This window comes from Bacteroidales bacterium, from assembly GCA_012517825.1.
Lineage (GTDB): Bacteria > Bacteroidota > Bacteroidia > Bacteroidales > JAAYUG01 > JAAYUG01.
The window spans coordinates 1-22,397 of sequence record JAAYUG010000117.1; the positions used below are offsets into that span (position 1 = coordinate 1).

The window sequence follows — 22,397 nt, forward strand, 5'->3', positions numbered from 1 at the left end:
CTTCCACTTCGTTCCAGCGGGATTTGCCCGGATGCCATCCCACAAAGCCTGCCCACTGCGTATCAGTTCGCTTTCGCTACTGATACGCAATCCGGGCTTAACCGGCCGCTTTCACTCCGTTCCAGCGGGGTTTGCCCGGATGCCTGCGCGCAAAGCCTCCGCACTGCGCATTAGTTCGCTTCTCTCCTAATGCGCAATCCGGGCTTAACCGGCCGCTTCCACTCCGTTCCAGCGGGGTTTGCCCGGATGCCTGCACGCAAGGTCTCCGCACTGCGCATTAGTTCGCTTCTCTCCTAATGCGCAATCCGGGCTTAACAATATTACCGTGTTCTAAACTCAGAAAAAACTGAAAGTTAAGTTACAGAGAGCAATAAAGTTGTAATGCGAAATTTTTTTCTAATTCGGCATACCAGCCACGGATTCAGCAAATACAGGCCTGGATTCAGTCTGAAGGGTGACAGTGGCAGATACAGGATAATGGTCGGATAAATCGTAATGATGTTCGGACCAATTTCTTTTAAGTCTGTGCACATTGCTCACCACATGTATATTATCAGAATTATTATTTCTGAGAAAAATGTAATCAATCAGGGATCGCTTTTTGTATTTCGGACTGACGAGATCATTTGACTCACCATCATAGGAGCATTGCCAACCTGCATAATAATCTCTAACAGCAAGATCATTAATTAACCTTTTGAAATTATGCCCATCGTTCTTATCAACATTGAAATCGCCACACACAATTTGCACAACATCTTCAGTTCTGTATTTATCCAGAAGATCATTACGTATCTGCCGGTACTGTGAAGCTCTCAACTCATCATAATCACCGGCATTTAGATGGGTATTCAGTATTTGAAAACGAAAATTATTGAGGATGCCTTCCATTAAAATTGCACCCTTTCGCGCAAATGCGTCAAAGCCCCTGGATTGCTTAAATTCAATTTCATCAATTTTTCTTAACGGCATTTTGCTTAAAATCCACAAACCACTGTTAAGACGCAAACTGATTCCTCCGCTGTTGGCAGGACCATACTCATAAGGATACGTATCCTGGACCAACGAAAAGATAATCCTTCGGCTTTCTGCCGAAAATGCTTCCTGAAAAAGAATTACATCAAACTCACCTTTGCCCAGGTATTCACCAATAGCCTTTGCTCTATCAGAGTTATTTGTCTGGGTAATTATTGAAGGTAGCATATATATATTCCAGCTGAGAATTTTCAGTTCATTTCCTGCAAAATGATCCCTGCTGGCATAAATATATTTATTCTGAGCTGCTAAAGGAAGAAAAAACAAAACCATAAATACAATATATTTTTTATACATACCTACAATAATTTTGTCGGTACAATTATACTCTTTACTGAACTCATACATTTTAAACCATCTATATGATTATGTAAATTAATTATTACCAGATGAGAAGTATTTTTATGTATTTATTAACTAAATCATTTCATCCGAACAAAAATGATTTTTAAAGGACAGATAGCCTGCCCCGCCAAAGCGGGGGAACACCCATGATTTGCATTTTGTTCTAAGGGGATTGTGTTCGCCATACATGGTTGTTTCATCATAATAAAAATTGCTTTTTAATGGTATAATGGAATCTGCCTGCTGGTGATTTATTAGTGCGGCGTTTTTGTTTGTACAGCATGTGGGGTCCATTTTAAAGAAATTAATCACGCTCATCAGCTTTTCAATTCAACGTTGAAGAAATTTTTCCGGAGGGCCGGCATGGTAAAAATAATTTTCAAGAACATCCCCGATTTTGCATATGTATACAACCATTTGCCATTGATGCAAATATCAGTAATGAAATTCAGGGCTTCCTTCAATGACCCGGGTTAATAAAACTTTTATTGATACAATTGAATTTCAATAAATAATTGTCGATTATTTAATATTTAGATAACAGTTAATAAAAACACAAGCACATACCTTTGTAAAATGAAAAAATTTATTGGATGTGAAAAGCCAAAAATCTCTTCTGATAGGTCAGTTCACTGATGCTTTTATACCAGTTCTTGACGGGGTATCGCTCACCGTTAAGAATTATGCTGAGGAACTTACAAAAAACGGATGCTATGTTTACGTTGTCACTCCCTCATTTCCCGGCTACCAGGATTTTGAGCGTTTTTCTGTTATCCGGTATTTTTCCGTTCCGGTTCCCATAAGAAAACCATACAGAGCCGGGATTCCGGAGCTTGATCCAGGAATTTACAGAAAAATAAGAAATATTCCCTTTTCACTTGTTCATGTGCATAGCCCTTTCTCTGCCGCAAAGCTCGGTTTATATTCAGGCCGGCAATCTGACTGTCCGGTTATTGCTACATTCCATTCCAAATACAAAGATGATTTAACCAGAGCCATACCCAATGATGCAATTGTCAGGCATATCCTCAGTAGAATAGTTCGGTTTTTTGAAACAGCAGATGAGGTATGGGTGCCTCAGGCAGGTGCCGCCGAAACACTGCATCAATATGGTTACAGAGGGAAAACGGTAATTGTTCCTAACGGAACTGACATGGGAAACATACCGGATCTGAATTTATTCAGGCAAAACACCCCATTAAGATTAATCGGCGGGAAGAAAAAGATTTTATTATACGTGGGTCAGTTAATTCTTGAGAAAAACCTGCTTTTTCTCATTGAGTCGCTCCGGCATATTAAATACCCTGATTTTGTTCTATGGATTGTTGGCGAGGGATATGCTAGAGAGGATTTAGAGCTTCTTGTATCAAAATATCATCTTGAACAGAAAGTGTTTTTTAAAGGCCCGGTAAAAGAGCGCAGAGCACTGGAAGAAATCTATGCATCGGCCGATCTTTTCCTTTTTCCATCGTTATATGATAATGCACCTCTGGTTGTTCGGGAGGCAGCTTCTGTTGGAACACCGAGCCTTTTGCTTGTGGGATCAACGGCTGCTGAAATAATAAAAGAAAATGTTAACGGTTTTCTCAGTACATATAATCCTGAATCATATGCAGAGAAAATAGATTTTGTTTTAAGTAACGACCTTCTTCGGCAGCGGGTGGGCTTTCATGCATCACAAACCTTATCAAAGCCATGGAAAAATATAGCTGACGAAGTAAAAGACCGTTATGCTTCTTTAATCCGAAGAAAAGAAGGGTCGTGGCATTATATAAATGAAAGAGATACTTCCTTCAGAAATTTTTCTTCCAGAAGCCGGGCAATCCGCTTAACCACCGTCCGCCTGATTTCCAGCTCCACGGGCAGATTAGGGTCCTGATGTGCTTCGTTGATCCGGGTTCCAATTACAAAATGGATCTCATCACTTTCCCGCAATAATCTTACAATCTGATCGGCCGGTCCCTTTCCCAGAACGATATTGTTGTTATAATCGTGCAGAATGCGCACTACCTTCGACAGTGTCAGGATTCCTTCGGTAATAAGATCCACGCCCTCCATGGAAGAAACCGGCGGAAGTTCCGGATCGGGAAACTCAAAACTGTCCTTAATTTCCCTGCCCAGTTCACGGGCAATGATATCGCTGGTGGTTCCTCCACAGATGATCTTCCGCCCTTCGAATCCATCCACCATTTTGGCCAGCACGGCATCTTTCTCCTTTTCAAACGGAGGGCCGGTAACCAGGAGCAATCGCCTTGGCTCCCTGAAATACACCACTGCACAGCTTGCATCGTCTTTCAGAAGATACTGATCGTTTTTATTGGCCATGGTTACTACCCTGGAGGCAAGCCTCCGTGCTGAAATCACAGGGTTCTGACTGATCTGGTCAATTATGAAACCGGTGAGGCCCTCTTCGCCCCAGCCAAAGGGATACGAAGGAGAACCCATTCCACTCTGGGTGATGCCATCGGTGCAGATAACCATTCGGTCTTCCTTCTGCGGCTCAAAGGTACAGGTGTGAATTTCCTTGCCCCGGTTTTTCTCGCTGTTCATTACAATGCAATTCCAGGGAACCTGAAGCGGTTTATTCCCTCTGAAAATAAGGGTTCGTGGATTATCGTACTGAAGAATGGTTACCCTGCCTCCCGTTTCAATATCAATTACCGTAAATGTGGAATAGCTCATTTTGCGTTCACTGCACACGGGAAGAGTGTTCATGATGATTTCGGCAATCCGCTCTGCCTGCTTGTGCTCCCTGGCAAAATTCAAAGCCATGGTAGCCGTGAGGGTGGCCAGCACATTGGCCTTAACACCATGTCCCATGCCATCGGAAAGGACAACCACCACCCTGCCTTCTTCCTTCACCTTGCGGGAAAGAAAAACATCGCCGCAGATCCGCTGACCGCTCCGGTTCTTCTGCTGACAATTCACCTCAACAAATACCCCCGGCTGCATCATTTTTCTTTCTTCCCTCCTTTATACGATTCGATAATGGAGTTCAGCATCCGTTCAGTTTCCGCCGCACCTTCCCCGAGAATGAACCCGATCTGCTGAACCAGCTCAAGGTTTTTATCAATAACCTCGGTAACCCGGTTGATCACCTCTTCCTTCTGCACTTCGGGCATGGACAGGTCGCGGATAACAGCCCCCACAATCCGGTTAGGCCGGATGGGAAAAACCGATATACTGTAGAGATTGTCCTGATACCGCACGTCACGGTTCATTACTTCCTCATTGCTGGTAAGTACATACGAGAAGATAGTGTACATAGCATGCGGCAGGAGGGTTTTAATATCCGCCCCTACCAGACCGGGAATAACTTCATTGATTTCACGGGCATCATCGCCGATCAGATCAATAAACCCCTGGTTGGAATGAATTACTTTCATGTTATGGTCAACCATAACCAGGGCATTGGGGATTTTCTGCAGCATCGACTGGATCACTGCCGAAGCCTCCCTGGCAGATTCTTTCTCCTGACGGGCAATGCGTTCCGATTCCTTCAGGGCGTCCTGCATCCGGGCAAGCTGTTCATTGGTCTGCCGAAGGGTTCGGATATAATTCTGCTTGTTTTTCATGCTGAACACACTGCACATCTCGGGAGTGGCAAGGCCCTGTGCTATGGCAACGGCAAAATCACGGCAGGAAGCATATCCGCAAGCACTGCAGCCCAGTTCATCCTCCGGCTTTTCCATTTCCAGGGAACGGAGAATGTTGCGGATTGTTTCTTCGTCCGGCTCGGGCAGGCGCTGGTCGTCTTTTCTAAAATCCCTTTCAGCACTTATACTTCCATATTCGGCCATATTGCGCTCCCACCCGGTTATATTGAAGTTGCCAAGCCGCTTATTGGCATACCGTATTACAAGAGAACGACGGAGGTACTTGTCACCGCCCTTCGACATACCGGGCCCCATCAGGCAACCTTCGCAGAAAAAGAGATTAAAATGGCTCTTTATAGCGTTAATATGCCTGTTGAATGCTTCGACAGCCGCGAGCACAGAATCTTTTCCTTCCGCCGTGACAACCGATCCGGAAAGAAGATCTTCACTTACTGAAGCGGCCTGCAGAATTCCGTTACTGATGGGATACAGGGAACCTTTGTAACCCAGCGGGGAATTAAAATCGGAATATTCCAGCATGCTTTCGTTGATTCCGGCCTCTTCGAAAAGCTGCCGCAGTTCTCTGAAGGTAAGAACCGCATCAATGCGTGCATCCCCTTCGAAACGAAGAATTTCATTTTTCGCCTCGATGCAGGGACCGATATATACCACCTTTACATCAGGACCGTACTTTTTCCTCACTACCCTGGCCGAGGCAATCATGGGCGAAACAACCGGAATCAGATTCGGGATTAAATCGGGATGGTACTTCTCGATATAGGAAACAACCACAGGACAGCAGGAAGTAATGAAATTCTTCCCCCTGATTTTCACAAACATATCGGCATATTGCCGGGCGACCAGATCGACCCCGAACGAAGCTTCATTGACGTAATGAAAACCCAATGCTTTGATCATCCGCACAAACTTCCGGTAGTCGGTAATGTCATCAAATTCGCCCGAAATACTTGGATCGGTAATGGCCACAACCTGTTCCCCTGAAGCGAGTATTTTTCTCACTTCCTCGCGCGAACCGCGCACCGATATGGCACCCGGACTGCATGCCTCCACGCACAATCCGCATCCTATGCACCGTTCGGGAAGAATCCGCGGCGTTTTGTCCCCTTCGGTCATCCGAATGGCTTTAACCGGACAAACGCGTACGCAGGCATAACACATCCTGCAAAGGGATTCATTGATGGTAACCAGCGGCAAATTTTCCATCCGGTTTAATGTTTAAAATGTTTGTCGAGAATGTCAACTATGTTCTTCTCATTCACCCCGTAGTACATTTCGTTACCGATACGCACCACCGGACCACGACTGCAGTTGTCAAAACACCGGCTGCCCCGAAACGGAATTTTCTGCACCAGACCGTTCTCTTTCAGATACTGGTCAATCCGCTCCTTCACCCTCCTGTTCCCGCGCGAGAAACAGGAACTTCCAAGACAAATCACAATTCCGTTTTCGTTTTCCGTCGCCATCCTTCCATACAATTAAACAGTCAGTATAGGGGTACAAAATTTATACCCATCAGAAAATTATAGCAAAATTATTCTTTTTTAATTAGTTTTGTGTTATAAAAATAACAATGTTTTTTCAATAACAAATAAAAGATTTAGTACTTTTGACTCAAAATCATTCAATTATAGTGAAATTTACAAAATATTTATGGATCCTGTAACGGAAGTCCTTGAAATGTTTCCTGCACCGCACCGTGAGGATCTTATCCCCATTCTTGAGGAGATCCAGAAACGCTGCGGATATCTTACCGAGGAAGCCATTGTCAGAACAGGCAGGCACCTTAAGCTACCTGTCAGTAAGGTATTTGGTATTGCAACCTTTTACGATGCCTTCACGTTCAAACCCCGCGGTACATTTCACATCCGTATCTGCCATGGGTCCCAATGCCATATGGAAGGAGCGGCCAGGCTCGCGGCGGAAGCGGAAAAGATCCTGCACATCCGTCCGGGCGAAACCACTTCCAATGGCTTGTTCAGTCTGGAAATCACAACCTGCCTGGGAGGCTGTCATAATGCCCCGGTGGTGCAGGTAAACGAAGATTATTTCATCCGCCTGTCTCCGGCTGAACTCAGAAACCTTATCAAAAAGCTCGAAGATGGCCATCAGAAAGAATAATCAGGATATTCTGCAGGAACTGCTTCTGGGGAAGGTTTCCCCGGGAGAACCTCATGCACAGGAATGGATTCATCGTACCCTGCATTACAAAACTGACCGGCCGGTAATTTATGTGGCCACCGGAACCTGCAGTATTACCGCAGGAGCGCTTAAAACCCTTTCGGCCATCCGCCAGTATCTTGAGGAACGAAATATTACGGCACTGGTTGTGGAAACCGGCTGTCCCGGATTCTGCAGTGCCGAGCCGCTGGTTGATATTCAGCTTCCGGGGAAAAACCGTCTTTCATTTCGCGAAATTACCGAAGAGAAAGTGCCATTTCTCCTCGACGATGTGCTGCACAGGATTATACCTACCGAGAACCTTCTGGGACAATACCGCAATCCTCTGCTTGACCCCTGGAAAGACATACCCTGGTTGGAGGAACACCCGTTTTACAGTATCCAGCGCCGGATTGTCATGGAAAAGGCAGGGATACTCGATCCGTTATCCCTGGAAGAATACATAGCCCTGGGCGGGTACAGGGGGTTCATAAAAACCCTCGAAATGTATACACCGGCTGAAGTATGCCAGCTGGTAGAAAAAAGCGGGCTGAGGGGCAGAGCCGGCGGAGGGTTTCCGGTAGGTACCAAATGGAAAACGGCTCTTCTTACTCCCGCTCCAGCCCGTTATTTTGTCTGCAATGCCCAGGAAAGTGACCCCGGGGCCTTCACCGACCGCCTCATCATCGAATCGAACCCCCATCAGCTTCTGGAAGGGCTTGCCATTGGAGCCTACGCGGCAGGAGCCGGAAAAGCCATTGTATACATTCGTTCCGACTACACTCTGGCTATCAGACGCCTTCAGACGGCACTAAACAAAGCGCTGGAAGCAGGCATTCTGGGTCATAACATTTTCGGAAGCGGGATAAGCATCGATATCGAAATCCGCCAGGGACCGGGAGCTTTTGTTTGCGGAGAAGAAACCGCCCTGCTGGCGAGCCTGGAAGGGAAAAGGGGTATGCCCAGGCAAAAACCTCCCTACCCTGCCGAATCAGGCTTGAATAATCGCCCGACCATCATCAACAATACCGAATCGCTTGCCAACATTCCGGCCATTGTTTCCCGGGGGCCTGAGTGGTTTGCCTCAACCGGCACTGCGGGCAGCAAAGGCACCAAGGTTTTTTCCCTTACCGGGAGAGTGATTAACAGCGGCATTGTCGAGGTTTCCATGGGAACCACCCTGTACGACATCGTATTCAAGGCAGGAGAAGGAATTCCGGGCGCAAAAAAATGCAAGGCCCTTCATATTGGAGGTTCTGTAGGTTATACACTTCCTCCTTCGTTATTTCATACTCCTGTTGATTACGAAGCGCTCAAGGAAGCCGGTGCAGCAATGGGATCCGGCGGCCTGCTCGTTTTTGACGAGAATACCTGTCTGGTGGATATGAGCAATTTTTTCATGCATTTCATGCAGAAACAAAGCTGCGGCAAATGCATTCCCTGCAGGGAAGGAACCCGGCGCATCAGCCAGATTCTTGACAGCATCATCAGAAGACCGGTCGAAAAAAACGGCCATTCCACCCTGGAACGTTTCAAGGGAGTGATGCAGCTTGAAAGCATCAGCACGGTGATGAAAGAAACATCGCTCTGCGGGCTGGGAATCAACGCTCCCAATCCGGTATTGAGTACCCTGAAATGGTTCCGTGACGAGTTTGAAGAGCACATTTTTGACCGGGTTTGCCGTGCCGGCGTATGCACCGCTCTCCGCACATTTTCAATTGATGCCGATGCCTGCACAGGGTGTGCCCTCTGTGCAAGAAAATGTCCATCAAATGCCATCATCGGAACGGAACGCAACCCCTTCTTTATCGTGGAAGACAAATGTACTGCCTGCGGAATATGTTATGATGTCTGCAAATTCAATGCTGTAATTATTAAACCCTAAACCACACGCTATGGTCTTTACCATTCAGGTAAATAACAGGGAGATTGAAGCCCGGAAAGGAGAAACAATCCTGGAAGCATTGCGCCGGGCAGGGTTCGAAGTGCCGACACTCTGCAATATGAAGGATTTTACTCCCACGGGAGCATGCCGGATGTGCGTGGTTGAAGTGGAAGGAAGACAGGACCTGGTTCCTTCCTGCTCGCATTACGTGGAAGAATGGATGAAGATTTCCACCCACTCCCCCCGGGTCATCAAAGCCCGCCGCACGATTACAGAGCTTCTTCTTTCCAATCACCCCGACGACTGCCTTTACTGTGAAAAGAACGGGAATTGCGAACTGCAGAAAATTGCTGAAGAAATGCACATCAGGGAACGAAAAATTCCCGGAAGTCCTGTATTCATAAGGCCTGACCGTTCCAGCCCCGGCATCACAAGGGAACCGGCCAAATGCATCCTCTGCGGCCGGTGTGTCAGAGTATGCGAAGAAATTCAGCAGGTAGCCACTCTGGACTTCATTTACCGCGGAAGCTCCATAAAGGTTACACCAGCCTTTGACCATGAACTGAATTTTTCGAACTGCATACAGTGCGGACAGTGCCTGCTTGTATGCCCTACCGGCGCGCTCACCGAGAAAGTCCGTTTTACCGAACTGGAAAGCAAACTGCACGATGCCTCTGCAACAGTGGTTGCCCATTATTCACCTTCCGTGCCTTTGCTCCTGGCCGAAAAGTTCCGGTTAAAACCATCAGCAGATGCCAGCGGTGTGCTGAAAGCCATTCTTTCAAAACTTGGTTTTGACAGGGTGTATGCATCAGCTTTCGGAACAGAGGTTTTCATCATGGAAGAAGCTGCCCTGCTCCTTCGCCGTATCCGTAAAAACGAAAACCTTCCGGTCATCAGCTCTGCCTGTCCCGCCTGGGTATCTTTTGCCGAGAATGAGTTTCCCGATCTGCTCCCGCTTCTTTCCACCTGCCGCTCCCCCCAGCAAATGGCCAGTACCCTGGCCAAAATGCATGTTTCAGAAGATAAAACAGTAAAAGAACCGGACAAAATATTCACGGTGGCTATTTCACCCTGCACCGCCAGGAAATACGAAAGCCAGAAACCGGAACTCACCCGCAAAGGGCTTCCGGAAACCGATCTGGCCATCAGCATTTCCGAACTGTTCAGGCTTATCCGACTCTACGGAGTGGATCCCCTTATGGTAGAAAGCGAAGCCCTGCCCAACGGCATGAAGGCCATTACATCCGCAGGAAGATTGTCAGATATTTCAGGAGGAATTACCGAAGGCGTTATCCGGACCTTCTATTTTATGGCTACCGGTAAGGACCTGAAAGAATACCGCATTGAAAAACTGAGAAACCATAAGAGCCGGCGCGATTATACGCTGAAAGCCGGGAATCATGAATACCGCTTTGCCGTGTTGAGCGGATTGGCCATGCTTCCTTCCCTGATCGAGGAAATTCGCTCCGGTACATGCAACCTGCATTATGTCGAGATCATGGCATGTCCGGGCGGATGTACCGCAGGCGGAGGACAACCTTCAGCACCCTCCCAGCAAATTCTCCGCCAACGGGCAAAAGAAACCTTTGAAAGCGAAGAAAAGGAAATTCTGAAATGTGCTCACAGGAGTCCGGAAATTACAGAACTTTACGAAAAAAAACTGGGTGAGCCCGGCGGAAAGAAGGCGGTAGATCTTCTTCATACCCATTTCACGGCACGCAACATTTTTGCAAGGAAGTAAGGTAAAGAGAGGAATCAGAATCAATGGAAACCAAAGGACTTGTTTATACCATCCGCGATCGGTGCAGGGTTTGTTATACCTGCGTAAGGGAATGCCCCGTCAAGGCAATCAAAATTGTTAACGGCCAGGCCGAAGTGATTCCCGAACGCTGCATAGCCTGCGGAAACTGCACGATTGTATGCAGTCAGGGAGCAAAAGTTTTTGTTAAGAATCACGAGGAGGTACTGTCGCTTCTGGAACAGCAGGGACGCGTGGCGGCCCTGATTGCTCCAAGTTTTGCCGCCGAATTTGATGAACTGGAAGATTACCGCATACTGGTTGGCATGCTTCGGAAACTGGGATTCAGCCTGGTGCTGGAAGTGGCTTTTGGCGCCGATCTGGTTACTGACCGTTACCTGAAGCTTCTGTACGCCAATCCGGGGCGCACTTATATTTCATCCGATTGCCCGGCCATAGTGAACTATACTGAGCATTACCGACCGGAGGTCATTGAGCACCTCATCCCGGTAGTTTCGCCGATGGTGGCCACAACCCGTGCTGCCAGGAAGCTGTATGGAAAAGACCTTCGCGTGGTATTCATAGGTCCCTGCATAGCCAAAAAGGAAGAATCTGCCGAAACCGACCTGGTGATCACCTTCAGGGAGTTGCGCCAGATGCTGAAAATGCGCGGCATTGACCCGGAACAAACCATTCCCTCCGACTTTGACCCGCCCGTTGGAGGCAAGGGGGCTATTTTCCCTGTAAGCCGCGGTATGATGCACTCGATGAATCTCAGCGAAAATGTGTTTGAAGAAAATGTACTGGTTGCTTCAGGACGCGGCAACTTCCAGGAAGCAATAAAAGAACTTGTCAGCGGATCGGTTGTTCCCAAGCATATGGAACTGCTGTGCTGTGAAGGCTGCATCATGGGGCCCGGCATGTCACGGGGTGCCCAGAAATTCGCCGGCGCCTCAAAAATTTCACGGTACGTAAAAGAAAAGCTTGAGAATCTCGACCAACAAGCCTGGCAGAAGAGCATCCGGCAATTTGATGACCTCGACCTTTCCCGCACCTTTGTTTCACGTCCTGTGGGAGAATTCGTTCCTTCGGAAGAAGAAATTGAACAGGTTCTGCAACGCATGGGAAAATTCTCGCCTCAGGATTACCTCGATTGTGGTGCCTGCGGATACGACACCTGCCGGAATCATGCCATTGCCATCATCAACGGCCTGGCAGAAAATGAGATGTGCCTTCCCTACACCATTGAAAAACTCCATAAATCCATTCACGATCTTGCCGTCTCGCGCGATAAACTTTTCAACGTCCAGCAGGCTCTCAAGCAAACGGAGAAACTGGCCCACATGGGACAACTTTCAGCCGGAATTGCCCATGAACTGAACAATCCCCTGGGAGTCATCATTATGTACAGCAACATACTCCTGGAAGAATGCCCTCCCGATTCTCCCCTTCGCAAAGACCTTGAACTGATTGTCGAACAATCAGCCCGGTGCAAAAGCATCGTTTCGGGCCTGCTGAATTTTGCCCGGAAAAACCAGGTGAACCATGCCAAAGTCGACCTGAATGAGTTTATTGAACTCGCCGTTAAATCCGTTATCATACCTCCCCACATCCGACTGCATAGATTGTTCAACCTCAAAAACAAGCATGCCTGCTTTGATCAGGAACAGATGACCCAGGTGATTACCAATCTTTTGAAAAATGCCGTGGAAGCAATGCCTTCGGGAGGAGAGATCACGTTGCTCACTGAAGATTCCGACAGCAGTATTACCTTTGTCATCAGTGATACAGGAACAGGCATTCAAAAGGAATACCTTGACAAAGTGTTTGAACCGTTTTTCACTACCAAAGGCATAGGAAAGGGAACCGGCCTCGGGCTGGCAACGGCATACGGCATTGTAAAAATGCACAAAGGACAGATTACAGTCACTTCCAATGCCGATCCTGCCGCCGGTCCTACCGGCACTACCTTCAGGATTACCCTCCCCCGGGAAGATGAATTCGCTGAAAAAACACTAAATGCATAACTATGGCTCCGCAAAAAACCATCCTGCTTGCCGATGACGATCCGGATTACCTTTTTCAGTTGAGTTTCTACCTGCAAAAGGCTGGGTTCAGAGTTCTGCCGGCAGGTTCCCAGAAGGAAGCTGAAAAAATTCTGGAAGCAGAAAAGCCTGATCTGGCTATTTTTGATCTCATGATGGAAAATGAAGACAGTGGCTTTATACTGAGCCACAAAATGAAAAAAAAGTATCCCGAAGTGCCGGTCATCATTGCCACCTCGGTAGCCGCTGAAACCGGAATACCTTTTGGCCTGGAAAATGAAGACGACAGGAAATGGATCAAGGCCGACTGTTACCTCGAAAAAGGAATACGGCCGGAACAATTACTGAATGAAATCAACAAACTGCTGGGATAAAATGGACAGACTGAAAATACTGGTTGTTGATGATGAACCCGGCATACGGTCGGGTATCGTCCGTATTCTCCGGAACTACAGGGTAAGCTACCCGTTTATGGATGAAGACTTTGAATTTGACCTGCTGGAAGCATCCACGGGTGAAGAAGCAATTCAACTGATTGATGCCCATAAACCCGACATCATCCTGCTTGACAACAAACTTCCCGGAATTCAGGGTATTGATGTACTCGAATACATCAAGGAAAAAAATTACGACATGGTTGTGGCCATGATAACATCCTACGCTTCGCTTGATGTGGCAATTAAGGCAACCGGTTTCGGAGCACACGATTTCATTCCCAAACCTTTTACTCCCCAGGAGCTTAAATCATCAATCGACAACATAACCAAACAACTTTTCCTGAAACGAATTACCCGAGGTCTTAAGGAGGAAGGGAAAAAAATACGTTACCAGTTTCTTTCGGTGCTGAGCCATGAACTGAAAACGCCCCTGAATGCCATTGAAGGATATCTAAGGATGATGCAGGAACGGCAACTGGGCAACGATATGGCGGCATACGACCCGATGATTGACCGCGCTCTCTCGCGCATCCAGGGCATGCGGAACCTCATTATGGACCTGCTCGATTTTACAAAAATCCGGTTCGAAAAACGGCAGGAACATATACGGGTAGTCAATGTGGGCGAATTGACCCGTAATGCTATCCAGGCCTTCCAACCCTATGCCATACAGAAAGGAATTGAATTTACGGTATCCTGCAACGATCCGGTTTTAATGGAAGCTGATCCCTCCGATCTGGAAATTGTTCTGAACAATCTTATTTCCAATGCCGTAAAATACAATATCGACAATGGCAAAGTAACTATCACTATTTCCGATACCGACAAAGAAGTCAAAATAGAAGTGTCTGACACAGGAATCGGAATGACCACGGAAGAGGTCGAAAAAGTTTTCAGGGAATTTACCCGCATAAAGAACGAAAAAACCAAAAACATACCGGGAAGCGGTCTTGGGCTGGCGATTGTTAAGAAAATTACCGAGCTTTACAACGGTTCCATTGAAGTGGAAAGTGAACCGGAAAAAGGAAGCATTTTTCGTATTATATTGCCGAAAAAACAAAAATCCGTTTCCTGATTAACCCGCTACCAGTTATGATGGCAAAACTTCCGGAAAAAACGGTGGAAAGGCTGAGCCAGTACCGCCGCACCCTGCTGAACCTGATGCAGCAGGGACGAACCCATGTTTATTCGCACGAACTGGGACACATGCATAATTATACCGCCGTTCAGGTGCGGCGCGACCTTATGTTCATCCGTTATTCCGGCGCCCAGAGAAAAGGGTATGACGTGGCCGACCTTGCCCGGTATATTGGTACAGTTCTTGACAGCGAAACCGGACTCAACCTGGCAGTTGTTGGTATGGGAAATCTCGGAAGAGCCATCACAGCGTATTTTTCCGGAAAACGACCCAAACTTAATCTGGTAGCGGCTTTCGACGTTGATCCGGCCAAAACCGACAGGGTTATTGCCGGCGTTTACTGCTATCCCATGCGCCAGCTCAGGCAAATTATTTCCGAAAAGGACATTTCCATTGCCATGATCACCGTACCGGTTGACCACGCCATAGAGGTGACCAATGAACTTGTTCTGGCCGGTATTAAAGGAATTCTCAACTTCACCACCGTGCCGGTTACTGTTCCTCCTCACGTGTACCTCGAAGAATACGACATGATTACCTCCATTGAAAAGGTCGCCTATTTCGTAATGTCTATGCAGAAACAGGATTAAGACAGCGCCGCATGCGGATTTTCAGAAGCTTTGACGAAGCAGGATGTGTGAGAAATGCGGTAGTTACTACCGGAACGTTCGACGGAGTCCATTTGGGACACAAGGCTATCATCAACCGTCTGAACCGGCTCGCCGGTGAGGTGCAGGGAGAATCAATGCTGATTACCTTTCATCCTCACCCGCGGAAAGTTCTTTACCCTGAATCGGAAGGACGAAACCTCCGGATGATCCTTACCCAGGAGGAAAAAATCGAGCACCTCAGGCAAACCGGACTTCAGAACCTTCTGATCATCCCCTTTACCATAGATTTTTCCCGAATTTCGTCCTATACCTTTGTGACCGAATACCTGCTGGGCAAACTGCATGCCAAGGTGATCGTGGTGGGATACAATCACCACTTCGGGCATAACCGGGAAGGGGACTACAGCTACCTCTATGAACTCAGCAAGAAACTTGGTTTTGGCGTTGAGGAAATTCCCATGCAGGAAATCCAGAACGAGAGTGTCAGTTCAACTAAAATACGGAAAGCCCTTCAGGAAGGAAACATTCAAAGGGCCAACGCCTACCTCGATCACCTTTTCTGCCTCAGCGGAATTGCTTCCGAAGGAAACCCGTTTCTTCATAAAAAAGGATTTCCGACCAGCTTTCTCACAGTGAGCGATCCCGAAAAACTGATTCCGCCGCAAGGCGTCTATGCGGTGAGGGCAAAGGCAAATGATACATCATACAAAGGCATTTGCAATATTTTTTTCCCTGACAACAGGTACGATTTGTCACCCTCCATTGAATTTATCCTGCTGGAGCAGGCACCGCCCCTCATCCCTGGCATCAAAGTACGGCTCTTTTTCCATAAACGGCTCCGCGGTTTCATGCAGTTTGCAAACCCGGAAGACCTGATCCGGCAAATCACCAGCGACAAACAACAGGTTGACGAACTGATCTACTGAGATGACCGTCAGAGTGTCCGGATCCGGACACTGGTTTTTCAGAACCGGACATTTTTTCACAGGTAATCCTTCAGCTTACAAAATCAGAATATTCACATTAGCAACAATCTAAGATTATTTTGCATAATTTTTGTGGCAATGCTGCCACTAACCCATTTCTATGAGAGGTACAGCATTTGTTTTTACACTGTTCATCTTGCTCAACAGTTTAGCCGAAGCACAGGGAGTGCGGCAATACACTGCCGGACGGATCAGTGGAACATCACTAACCATTGATGGCCGCCTGGAAGAAGAGGCCTGGCATAGTGCACATTGGGCCGGGGATTTTATTCAGCATGAACCCTACAACGGAGCACCTGCCACACAAAAGACCGAATTTGCCGTTCTGTTTGACGATAACAACGTGTATGTAGGCATAAAGGCCTTCGATACTCACCCCGACAGCATTGACCGCAGGCTTACCCGTAAAGATCAGGAAGAAGGGGACATGGTTATGGTAGCCTTTGACAGTTACCACGACCGCCTTACAGCCTTTTTTTTCGGAGTAAATGCAGGGGGTGTTAAGACCGATTATGTTATTTCGGAAAACGGGGAAAACAAAGACCGAACCTGGGATCCTATCTGGTATGTTAAAACCCGCATCACCGCTGAGGGTTGGCAGGCCGAAATGCGCATCCCCCTCACCCAGCTGCGCTTCGAAAAGAAAAGTGACGGGGTATGGGGCCTCGAAGTGATTCGCGTGCTTTTCCGCCGGCAGGAAGTTTCCCTGTGGCAGCATGTCCCGAAAGAATCCTCCGGCTTTGTGCACCTGTTTGGCGAACTTCAGGGACTCGACGCTATCAAACCCCACCGGCAGGTGGAAATTGCCCCCTACGGAGTAGCCCAGGCAGAGCGTTTTGAAAAAGAAGCCGGCAATCCGTTCATGACGGGAAAATCTTCTGCCCTGAAAGGAGGTATTGACGGTAAAATCGGCCTTACCAACAATCTGATTATGGATTTTACGGTCAACCCGGATTTCGGACAGGTAGAAGCTGACCCTTCGCAGGTAAACCTTACCGCCTATGAAACCTATTACAGGGAACAGCGGCCGTTTTTCGTGGAAGGGAAAAATATTTATTCCTTCCCGCTCATGATAGGCGACGGAGATATGTCAAACGACAATCTTTTTTATTCGCGGCGCATAGGCCGTTCACCCCACTACTATCCGGACCTTGGCGACCATGAATATTTTAAAACCCCAACGGCAACACGGATTTTAGGAGCAGCCAAAATAACAGGAAAAACCAGGAACGGCCTTTCCCTTGGTTTTCTCGAAAGCGTCACGGCCAGAGAACAGGGCGAAATGGATTCGGAAGGAGTTCGCAGAAAAATTGATGTGGAACCTCTCACCAACTATTTTGTAGGTCGCATGCAAAAAGATTTTGACAAAGGAAATACCACCTTCGGGGCCATGGTTACTTCGGTCAACAGAGATATCAGGTCTCCGGAGCTGACGTTCCTTCCAACCTCAGCCTACACCGGGGGAATTGACTTTGCCCGTTACTGGAAAAACCGGAACTATTATGTGGCGGCCAGAGCTATTTTCAGCAATATAAGCGGCAGCAGAGAAGCCATTACGGAGGTTCAGCAATCACCGGCACGTTATTTTCAGCGTCCCGACAACTTCCGTCTCGACACATCCCTTACAACATTGACAGGCCATGGCGGAAGGCTGGAGATAGGGAAAATAGGCGGAGGCAAATGGAATTACGGCGCCTTTGTCAACTGGAAATCCCCGGGCCTGGAGCTGAACGATGCCGGCTTCCTTCGCGATGCCGACATGATATTGCAGATTTTCTGGACACAATACCGGATTCTTCAGCCCAAAGGTAAATTCCTCCGCTTCAACCTTTTCCTTGATCAGTACAGTGTTTGGGATTTCAATGGTATTTCAATGGGCAAGGGAATTGAAGCCAATGCGTTTATGCAGTTTGTCAATTACTGGACGTTCCGCGTTGGTTCCAACATAGAGGGACAGAATCTTTCCAAGGAGATGCTGCGGGGAGGGCCTTACATGAAACTTCCGGGAGGCTTCAGAACCTTTTTCGGGCTGGGATCGGATGAACGTAAGAAACTGAATTTCAACATCTTCGGCAACGGCTACTTCTCATTTCAGAACGCCGCAAAACGCTATTACACTGAAGCCGAAATTCAGTACCGGCCTCTGAACGTATTTCAGGTTTCCCTTATCCCCTCCCTGATGCAGAGCAATGAAGAACTTCAATACATCGACACATACTTTTCGGAAGGCAAGGATCAGTACCTGTTTGCACGGATTAAGCAAAACGTACTGAGTACCTCGGTCAGGCTGAACCTGACCCTCTTACCCGGCCTGAATATTCAATATTGGGGACAACCCTTTGTAGCTTCGGGAAAATACAGCCATTATAAACTGATAACTGATCCCAAGGCAGCATCCTTTGACCGGCGGTACGAAGCCTTTTCTCCTGCCCAACTCTCCTATGATAAGGATAATCAGATTTTCCTTATTGACAAAAACACTGACGGAACTCCGGAATATACCTTTGGGCTGCCCGACTTTAACGTAAAGCAATTCCGGTCGAATCTGGTAGTAAAATGGGAATACATACCCGGTTCGTACCTGTACCTGGTCTGGTCACAAAGCCGCGACCGATCGGATCCTACGGGAGTATTTATGCCGGGAGAAGACCTGGCGGACTTGTTTTCCAAAAAGCCGCATAATGTGTGGCTCATTAAATTCAGTTACAGGTTCAGTCTGTAAATAAATGCGCTTGTTGTTAGGCGTTGACCCTTAGACCCTAATCTTTTCTTTCCTTGATTTACCCGATTCATTCGTTAGCTTATTTGCATTTCGAATGAATTGTCCGGATTTTTATTGCCGGGTTTTATCTCAAATTTTGGACTGTTTTGCAATACTGATCCAATCCCGAAGAGATAATATTATAGTAGAAAATTCCATCAGGAAAATCCATCAGAACCCCGAAGGGGCGGCATTATAAAACAGCCAATAATGCCGCCCCTTCAGAGCTTGTATTACCTTCTTGCCATTCGATCATTTTCATGTTTTGAACAAGCGACACAAAACCGGAGGTTTCGAACTCCAATGTCCATGGCGGGATCCATGGTTGATGGGACGCTCACTTAAGCAACGCCGGAGGTGTTAAAGAAGGCAATGAAAATTTAGATTCCTACATTTTATTTCCGTAACCGCTTCCGGTGATATAGTCTTCGAGGTCTTTAATGATGGCTTTCTGCTCACTGATAATAGCATTTACCACGTCGCCGATGGAAATCATCCCCACAATTTCGTTCTGATCCAGAACGGGCAAATGCCTTACACGCTTGTCCGTCATCAGGGCCATGCAGTGATAAATGCTGTCAGACGGGTTCACGGTATAAAGGCTTGTACTCATAAAATCCTGAACCTTCGATTCTTTGGATGATTTTCCGTGCAAAATCAGTTTGCGGGCATAATCGCGTTCCGAGAATATGCCTACCAGTTTATTCCCGTCCAAAACCATAAGGGCACCCACATCTTTATCCGCCATCTTTTCCAAAGCAGAATACACGGTATCTCCGGGCTGGATGCTGTACACTTCATGCCCTTTCCTGTCAAGTAGTTGTTTTACGGTAATCATACATTATAGGTTTAGCAGTTAGTATTAAAGGGTTCCTTTAATCCGGCATTTTTACAAATATAATGATTCCGGAATATTTTCCTGCTTCCTGCAGCAAATTGTTGTGTTCAGGGCTGGTCCGGAGCAGAAAGGTCGATAAGAGCCCGTATCTGCTCTTTAAGAAAGGATTGTTTATCCGGGGCATTTTCTGACGTCATTAACAAACGCGCCGGAGCTGAGCTGAGAACATGAATGTACTGTCCCATCTGGAGCGCTTCCTCCAGATTGTGGGTAACAAAAAGTACGGTACGGGGATGGGATTCCCAGATACGCTGAAAGGACCGGATAAGGTTTTGCCTGAGCCGTATATCCAGTCCGGTAAAAGGTTCATCCATCAGGATAACATCTGCCGGATAACAAAAGGCTCTGGCGAGGCTGACTCTCTGTTTCATTCCACCGCTGAGCTGGGAAGGATAAAAACCGGCAAACTCCGTGAGATCAACCAGGGAGAGGTATTCACTAACCAGCTTTTCGGCATGCTGATGAGGCATTTTCCCCTCGAGAACAAACAGGAGGTTTTCCTTTACTGTACGCCAGGGCAATAAACGCGGTTCCTGAAATACATAGGCCGGCACACGGCCGTCCATTCCCTTCACCAGTCCTTCATCGGGCGGAAGTGAACCGCTGAGAATTCTCAGCAGGGTAGTTTTTCCGCAGCCCGACGGTCCCAGAATACAGCTTACCTTATTGACGGGAAATTCCGCAGAAAAATTCCTGAAGACAATCAGTGACCCAAATGCTTTGGAAATATTATCCAGGGAAATGACCGTATTCATGAGGCAACAGATTTCCAACGCATCAGGCTTTTTTCAGCCCTGCGCACAAGGGTTTCGAAAAGATATCCTGTGAGGATGGCTACCAGGGTCCATCCGATTAACTCAGGCACATTGAGATAATTCTGCGCATCACGCATGCGTGAACCAATTCCCCGGAAGGGCTGACTGAGAACTTCGCCAATGATGACGGCTCTCCATCCAAATCCCATCGCATTTGACATTCCGTTGAATAAAAAGGGCAGAAGGGACGGAACATAAATATGCCGGATTACATTCCACCGGCTGACCCTGAAGCTGTTGGCCATTTCCAGAAGTTCACCGTCGGTATTCCTTATTCCGTCAATAATTCCGAATGAAATCAGGGGGAGCATCGTCAGGATGGCAATAAATACCGGGACGTTCTCTGAGCCAAACCAGATGAGGGCAAGCAGAATAAATGAAATCACCGGAGTACTGCGCACAGCTCCCAGCAAAGGGCTGAAAAGGAACCATGCCGGACGCCAGGAGGCCGATGCAAGACCAATACATAAGGCCAGCATCAGCGCTATGGCAAAACCGGCAAGCCCGCGCAAAATGGTATAGAGCCATTCCCGGTAAAAGGCGGGGTGCAAAAACATGCGTACAACTTCCGCTATGGCTTTCCATGGCGAAGGCAATAGAACAGGGTTGTTCAGCCACAGGGCAATAACATGCCAAACCAGCAGTAAAACCAACACTCCCGACAGGTAACCTGCCGCTTCCCGTACTGATTTTTTATCGGTCAATCTCAGCATAAAAATGTTCGTCAGGGAGCCTGCCTCCTACCGCCGCAGGATTAAAGGTAAACAAAATTCGCCAGTAACGGTCAATTTTTTCCTGTTCGTCCCTGGCAAATGCAAAGCGGATGTGGATACGATGGAGGGAATTCCTTGCAACTTCCTCATCTAGAACAATATCATACTTCACCATAAGCCTTCCGGCTTCATAATAATGGTCCCCGAGCCAGGTTATTGCCTCGCTGTAATTTCTGAAAAATTCCTTTACTACGTCTTTGTTATTTTCCAGAAAATCCCGTTTTATCATAACAGCTGTCTGCACCATTGGGACAGAATCGGCGTGGATCCGGTCCCACACCTTTTCCAGGTCGATGAGAGCTTTAACGTCGGGATTTTTTGAAGCAGCAAGGGAAACAAAGGGTTCTGAAATAACCCCCATGGAGGCCCTGCCGGCAGTGATAGCGCTGGCCAGTTCAAAATGGCCATTGAAGGTGTAATCAAGCTCAACATCTTTCTCCGGATTAATGTGATTTGCCTTCAGAATATAGCGAAAAACAATATCAGGGGTAGCACCGCGGGCCATGAGATAAACGGTTTTGCCGCGCAGGTCGTCAATTGACCTGACCGAGGTGTCTGTGCCGGCAAGGTACATGCTTCCCCAGACGGGAACAGCGGCAAGAACATATTCCGATACCCCCTTGTTGTAAAGAACTGCAGCCATATTGGCAGGCAGAAGCACAATATCGGCCTGTTTCCTTATCATCAGGGCCTTTACCTGATCGGGTTCGTTATATATTCTGAATTCAGCTTGTTTTCCACGGTCGGAGAATCCTTCATTGATCATTTTAATCATGCTGATGGCAGAGGGGCCTTTCAGAACAGCGACCTGAAAACGGCCATCTTTGCCTGAAGGCGGATTCCCGCAACCGAAAAGGAAAACAACAAAACCGATAACCCAGAATTGACGAAACATAACTAACAGAATAATTCAGCAAATATAGGAAAGAATGCAGGATTCCATTATTCTTAATTCCCCAAAGCCAAATCTGTGGCTATCTGCGGTAAATGCCTGCACCCGTAAACCAGCGATAGCGTAGAGCGTAGAGCGTAAAGCATTGGGCTTAGAGTGGAGGGCAGAGAGGTAAGTCACGAACGGTATTTCTTTACGCCTTACGCTCGGTTTGAGAGTTCCAGTGTTCCAGGGTTTCAAAGTTCCAGAGTTCCAAAGTTC

At 47.4% G+C, this 22,397-nt stretch carries 18 protein-coding genes; 10 read left to right on the plus strand and 8 right to left on the minus strand.

The annotated features are described in order from the left end of the window. Window positions 1–396 precede the first annotated feature (396 nt). Window positions 397–1,332, minus strand: coding sequence for a sphingomyelin phosphodiesterase (locus GX419_08195; GenBank protein NLI24668.1), 936 nt, complete (start codon window positions 1,330–1,332; stop codon window positions 397–399). A gap of 643 nt (window positions 1,333–1,975) precedes the next feature. Between GX419_08195 and GX419_08200 the strand changes: the two genes are divergently transcribed. Then, the gene (locus GX419_08200) at window positions 1,976–3,259 is read left to right on the plus strand and encodes a glycosyltransferase family 4 protein (protein ID NLI24669.1); all 1,284 of its coding nucleotides are present in this window, start codon (window positions 1,976–1,978) and stop codon (window positions 3,257–3,259) included. On the opposite strand, the gene GX419_08205 is transcribed toward GX419_08200, so the two are convergent. Genes GX419_08205 through GX419_08215 form a run of 3 tightly spaced genes read right to left on the minus strand, consistent with a single transcriptional unit; the run spans window position 3,148 to window position 6,460 of the window. Further along, window positions 3,148–4,335: a SpoIIE family protein phosphatase gene (locus GX419_08205; protein NLI24670.1), complete on the minus strand. Its 1,188-nt coding sequence runs from the start codon at window positions 4,333–4,335 to the stop codon at window positions 3,148–3,150. The genes GX419_08200 and GX419_08205 overlap by 112 nt on opposite strands. Further along, the gene (locus GX419_08210) at window positions 4,332–6,200 is read right to left on the minus strand and encodes a 4Fe-4S binding protein (protein ID NLI24671.1); all 1,869 of its coding nucleotides are present in this window, start codon (window positions 6,198–6,200) and stop codon (window positions 4,332–4,334) included. Before GX419_08210 ends, GX419_08205 begins: the two co-directional genes overlap by 4 nt. Window positions 6,201–6,205: 5 nt before the next feature. Further along, on the minus strand, window positions 6,206–6,460 hold the full coding sequence (locus GX419_08215; GenBank protein NLI24672.1) for a (2Fe-2S) ferredoxin domain-containing protein: 255 nt from the start codon (window positions 6,458–6,460) through the stop codon (window positions 6,206–6,208). A gap of 187 nt (window positions 6,461–6,647) precedes the next feature. Here GX419_08215 and GX419_08220 point away from each other — a divergent pair, with 187 nt between their 5' ends. From GX419_08220 to GX419_08260, 9 genes are all read left to right on the plus strand, one after another. Continuing rightward, window positions 6,648–7,115, plus strand: a complete 468-nt coding sequence (locus GX419_08220; GenBank protein ID NLI24673.1) for an NAD(P)H-dependent oxidoreductase subunit E — start codon at window positions 6,648–6,650, stop codon at window positions 7,113–7,115. Continuing rightward, window positions 7,096–9,039: a 4Fe-4S binding protein gene (locus GX419_08225; GenBank protein ID NLI24674.1), complete on the plus strand. Its 1,944-nt coding sequence runs from the start codon at window positions 7,096–7,098 to the stop codon at window positions 9,037–9,039. Before GX419_08220 ends, GX419_08225 begins: the two co-directional genes overlap by 20 nt. Before the next feature lie 10 nt (window positions 9,040–9,049). Then, the gene (locus tag GX419_08230) at window positions 9,050–10,783 is read left to right on the plus strand and encodes a 2Fe-2S iron-sulfur cluster binding domain-containing protein (protein ID NLI24675.1); all 1,734 of its coding nucleotides are present in this window, start codon (window positions 9,050–9,052) and stop codon (window positions 10,781–10,783) included. A 23-nt stretch (window positions 10,784–10,806) separates the two neighbouring features. Beyond that, window positions 10,807–12,807 (plus strand): 4Fe-4S dicluster domain-containing protein, encoded by a 2,001-nt coding sequence (locus tag GX419_08235; protein NLI24676.1) that lies wholly within the window; start codon window positions 10,807–10,809, stop codon window positions 12,805–12,807. A 2-nt stretch (window positions 12,808–12,809) separates the two neighbouring features. Next, the gene (locus GX419_08240) at window positions 12,810–13,199 is read left to right on the plus strand and encodes a response regulator (GenBank protein NLI24677.1); all 390 of its coding nucleotides are present in this window, start codon (window positions 12,810–12,812) and stop codon (window positions 13,197–13,199) included. Window position 13,200: 1 nt separating this feature from the next. Further along, window positions 13,201–14,337 (plus strand): hybrid sensor histidine kinase/response regulator, encoded by a 1,137-nt coding sequence (locus tag GX419_08245; GenBank protein NLI24678.1) that lies wholly within the window; start codon window positions 13,201–13,203, stop codon window positions 14,335–14,337. Window positions 14,338–14,354: 17 nt separating this feature from the next. After that, a complete protein-coding gene (locus tag GX419_08250) occupies window positions 14,355–14,990 on the plus strand; it encodes a redox-sensing transcriptional repressor Rex (protein ID NLI24679.1) in 636 nt (211 codons plus the stop codon). 11 nt (window positions 14,991–15,001) lie between these two features. Then, the gene (locus tag GX419_08255; GenBank protein ID NLI24680.1) at window positions 15,002–15,937 is read left to right on the plus strand and encodes an adenylyltransferase/cytidyltransferase family protein; all 936 of its coding nucleotides are present in this window, start codon (window positions 15,002–15,004) and stop codon (window positions 15,935–15,937) included. A gap of 160 nt (window positions 15,938–16,097) precedes the next feature. Further along, a complete protein-coding gene (locus GX419_08260) occupies window positions 16,098–18,719 on the plus strand; it encodes a carbohydrate binding family 9 domain-containing protein (GenBank protein NLI24681.1) in 2,622 nt (873 codons plus the stop codon). Between the two features lie 427 nt (window positions 18,720–19,146). Here GX419_08260 and GX419_08265 read toward each other — a convergent pair whose 3' ends face one another. The 4 genes from GX419_08265 to GX419_08280 all read right to left on the minus strand — a co-directional run bounded on the left by GX419_08265 (window position 19,147) and on the right by GX419_08280 (window position 22,139). Continuing rightward, complete coding sequence (locus GX419_08265) at window positions 19,147–19,596, minus strand: CBS domain-containing protein (GenBank protein ID NLI24682.1); 450 nt, start codon at window positions 19,594–19,596, stop codon at window positions 19,147–19,149. A 107-nt stretch (window positions 19,597–19,703) separates the two neighbouring features. Next, window positions 19,704–20,411: an ATP-binding cassette domain-containing protein gene (locus GX419_08270; protein ID NLI24683.1), complete on the minus strand. Its 708-nt coding sequence runs from the start codon at window positions 20,409–20,411 to the stop codon at window positions 19,704–19,706. After that, window positions 20,408–21,184, minus strand: coding sequence for an ABC transporter permease subunit (locus GX419_08275; protein NLI24684.1), 777 nt, complete (start codon window positions 21,182–21,184; stop codon window positions 20,408–20,410). Before GX419_08275 ends, GX419_08270 begins: the two co-directional genes overlap by 4 nt. Next, complete coding sequence (locus GX419_08280) at window positions 21,165–22,139, minus strand: ABC transporter substrate-binding protein (GenBank protein NLI24685.1); 975 nt, start codon at window positions 22,137–22,139, stop codon at window positions 21,165–21,167. Before GX419_08280 ends, GX419_08275 begins: the two co-directional genes overlap by 20 nt. Window positions 22,140–22,397: the final 258 nt, after the last annotated feature.

Coding starts and splice junctions, on each gene's coding strand:
- GX419_08245 (NLI24678.1), top strand. CDS start 13,201: ATGGACAGACTGAAAATACTGGTTGTTGATGATGAACCCGGCATACGG.
- GX419_08225 (NLI24674.1), top strand. CDS start 7,096: ATGGCCATCAGAAAGAATAATCAGGATATTCTGCAGGAACTGCTTCTG.
- GX419_08260 (NLI24681.1), top strand. CDS start 16,098: ATGAGAGGTACAGCATTTGTTTTTACACTGTTCATCTTGCTCAACAGT.
- GX419_08255 (NLI24680.1), top strand. CDS start 15,002: ATGCGGATTTTCAGAAGCTTTGACGAAGCAGGATGTGTGAGAAATGCG.
- GX419_08195 (NLI24668.1), bottom strand. CDS start 1,332: ATGTATAAAAAATATATTGTATTTATGGTTTTGTTTTTTCTTCCTTTA.
- GX419_08275 (NLI24684.1), bottom strand. CDS start 21,184: ATGCTGAGATTGACCGATAAAAAATCAGTACGGGAAGCGGCAGGTTAC.
- GX419_08210 (NLI24671.1), bottom strand. CDS start 6,200: ATGGAAAATTTGCCGCTGGTTACCATCAATGAATCCCTTTGCAGGATG.
- GX419_08235 (NLI24676.1), top strand. CDS start 10,807: ATGGAAACCAAAGGACTTGTTTATACCATCCGCGATCGGTGCAGGGTT.
- GX419_08250 (NLI24679.1), top strand. CDS start 14,355: ATGATGGCAAAACTTCCGGAAAAAACGGTGGAAAGGCTGAGCCAGTAC.
- GX419_08265 (NLI24682.1), bottom strand. CDS start 19,596: ATGATTACCGTAAAACAACTACTTGACAGGAAAGGGCATGAAGTGTAC.
- GX419_08205 (NLI24670.1), bottom strand. CDS start 4,335: ATGATGCAGCCGGGGGTATTTGTTGAGGTGAATTGTCAGCAGAAGAAC.
- GX419_08270 (NLI24683.1), bottom strand. CDS start 20,411: ATGAATACGGTCATTTCCCTGGATAATATTTCCAAAGCATTTGGGTCA.
- GX419_08230 (NLI24675.1), top strand. CDS start 9,050: ATGGTCTTTACCATTCAGGTAAATAACAGGGAGATTGAAGCCCGGAAA.
- GX419_08240 (NLI24677.1), top strand. CDS start 12,810: ATGGCTCCGCAAAAAACCATCCTGCTTGCCGATGACGATCCGGATTAC.
- GX419_08215 (NLI24672.1), bottom strand. CDS start 6,460: ATGGCGACGGAAAACGAAAACGGAATTGTGATTTGTCTTGGAAGTTCC.
- GX419_08220 (NLI24673.1), top strand. CDS start 6,648: ATGGATCCTGTAACGGAAGTCCTTGAAATGTTTCCTGCACCGCACCGT.
- GX419_08280 (NLI24685.1), bottom strand. CDS start 22,139: ATGTTTCGTCAATTCTGGGTTATCGGTTTTGTTGTTTTCCTTTTCGGT.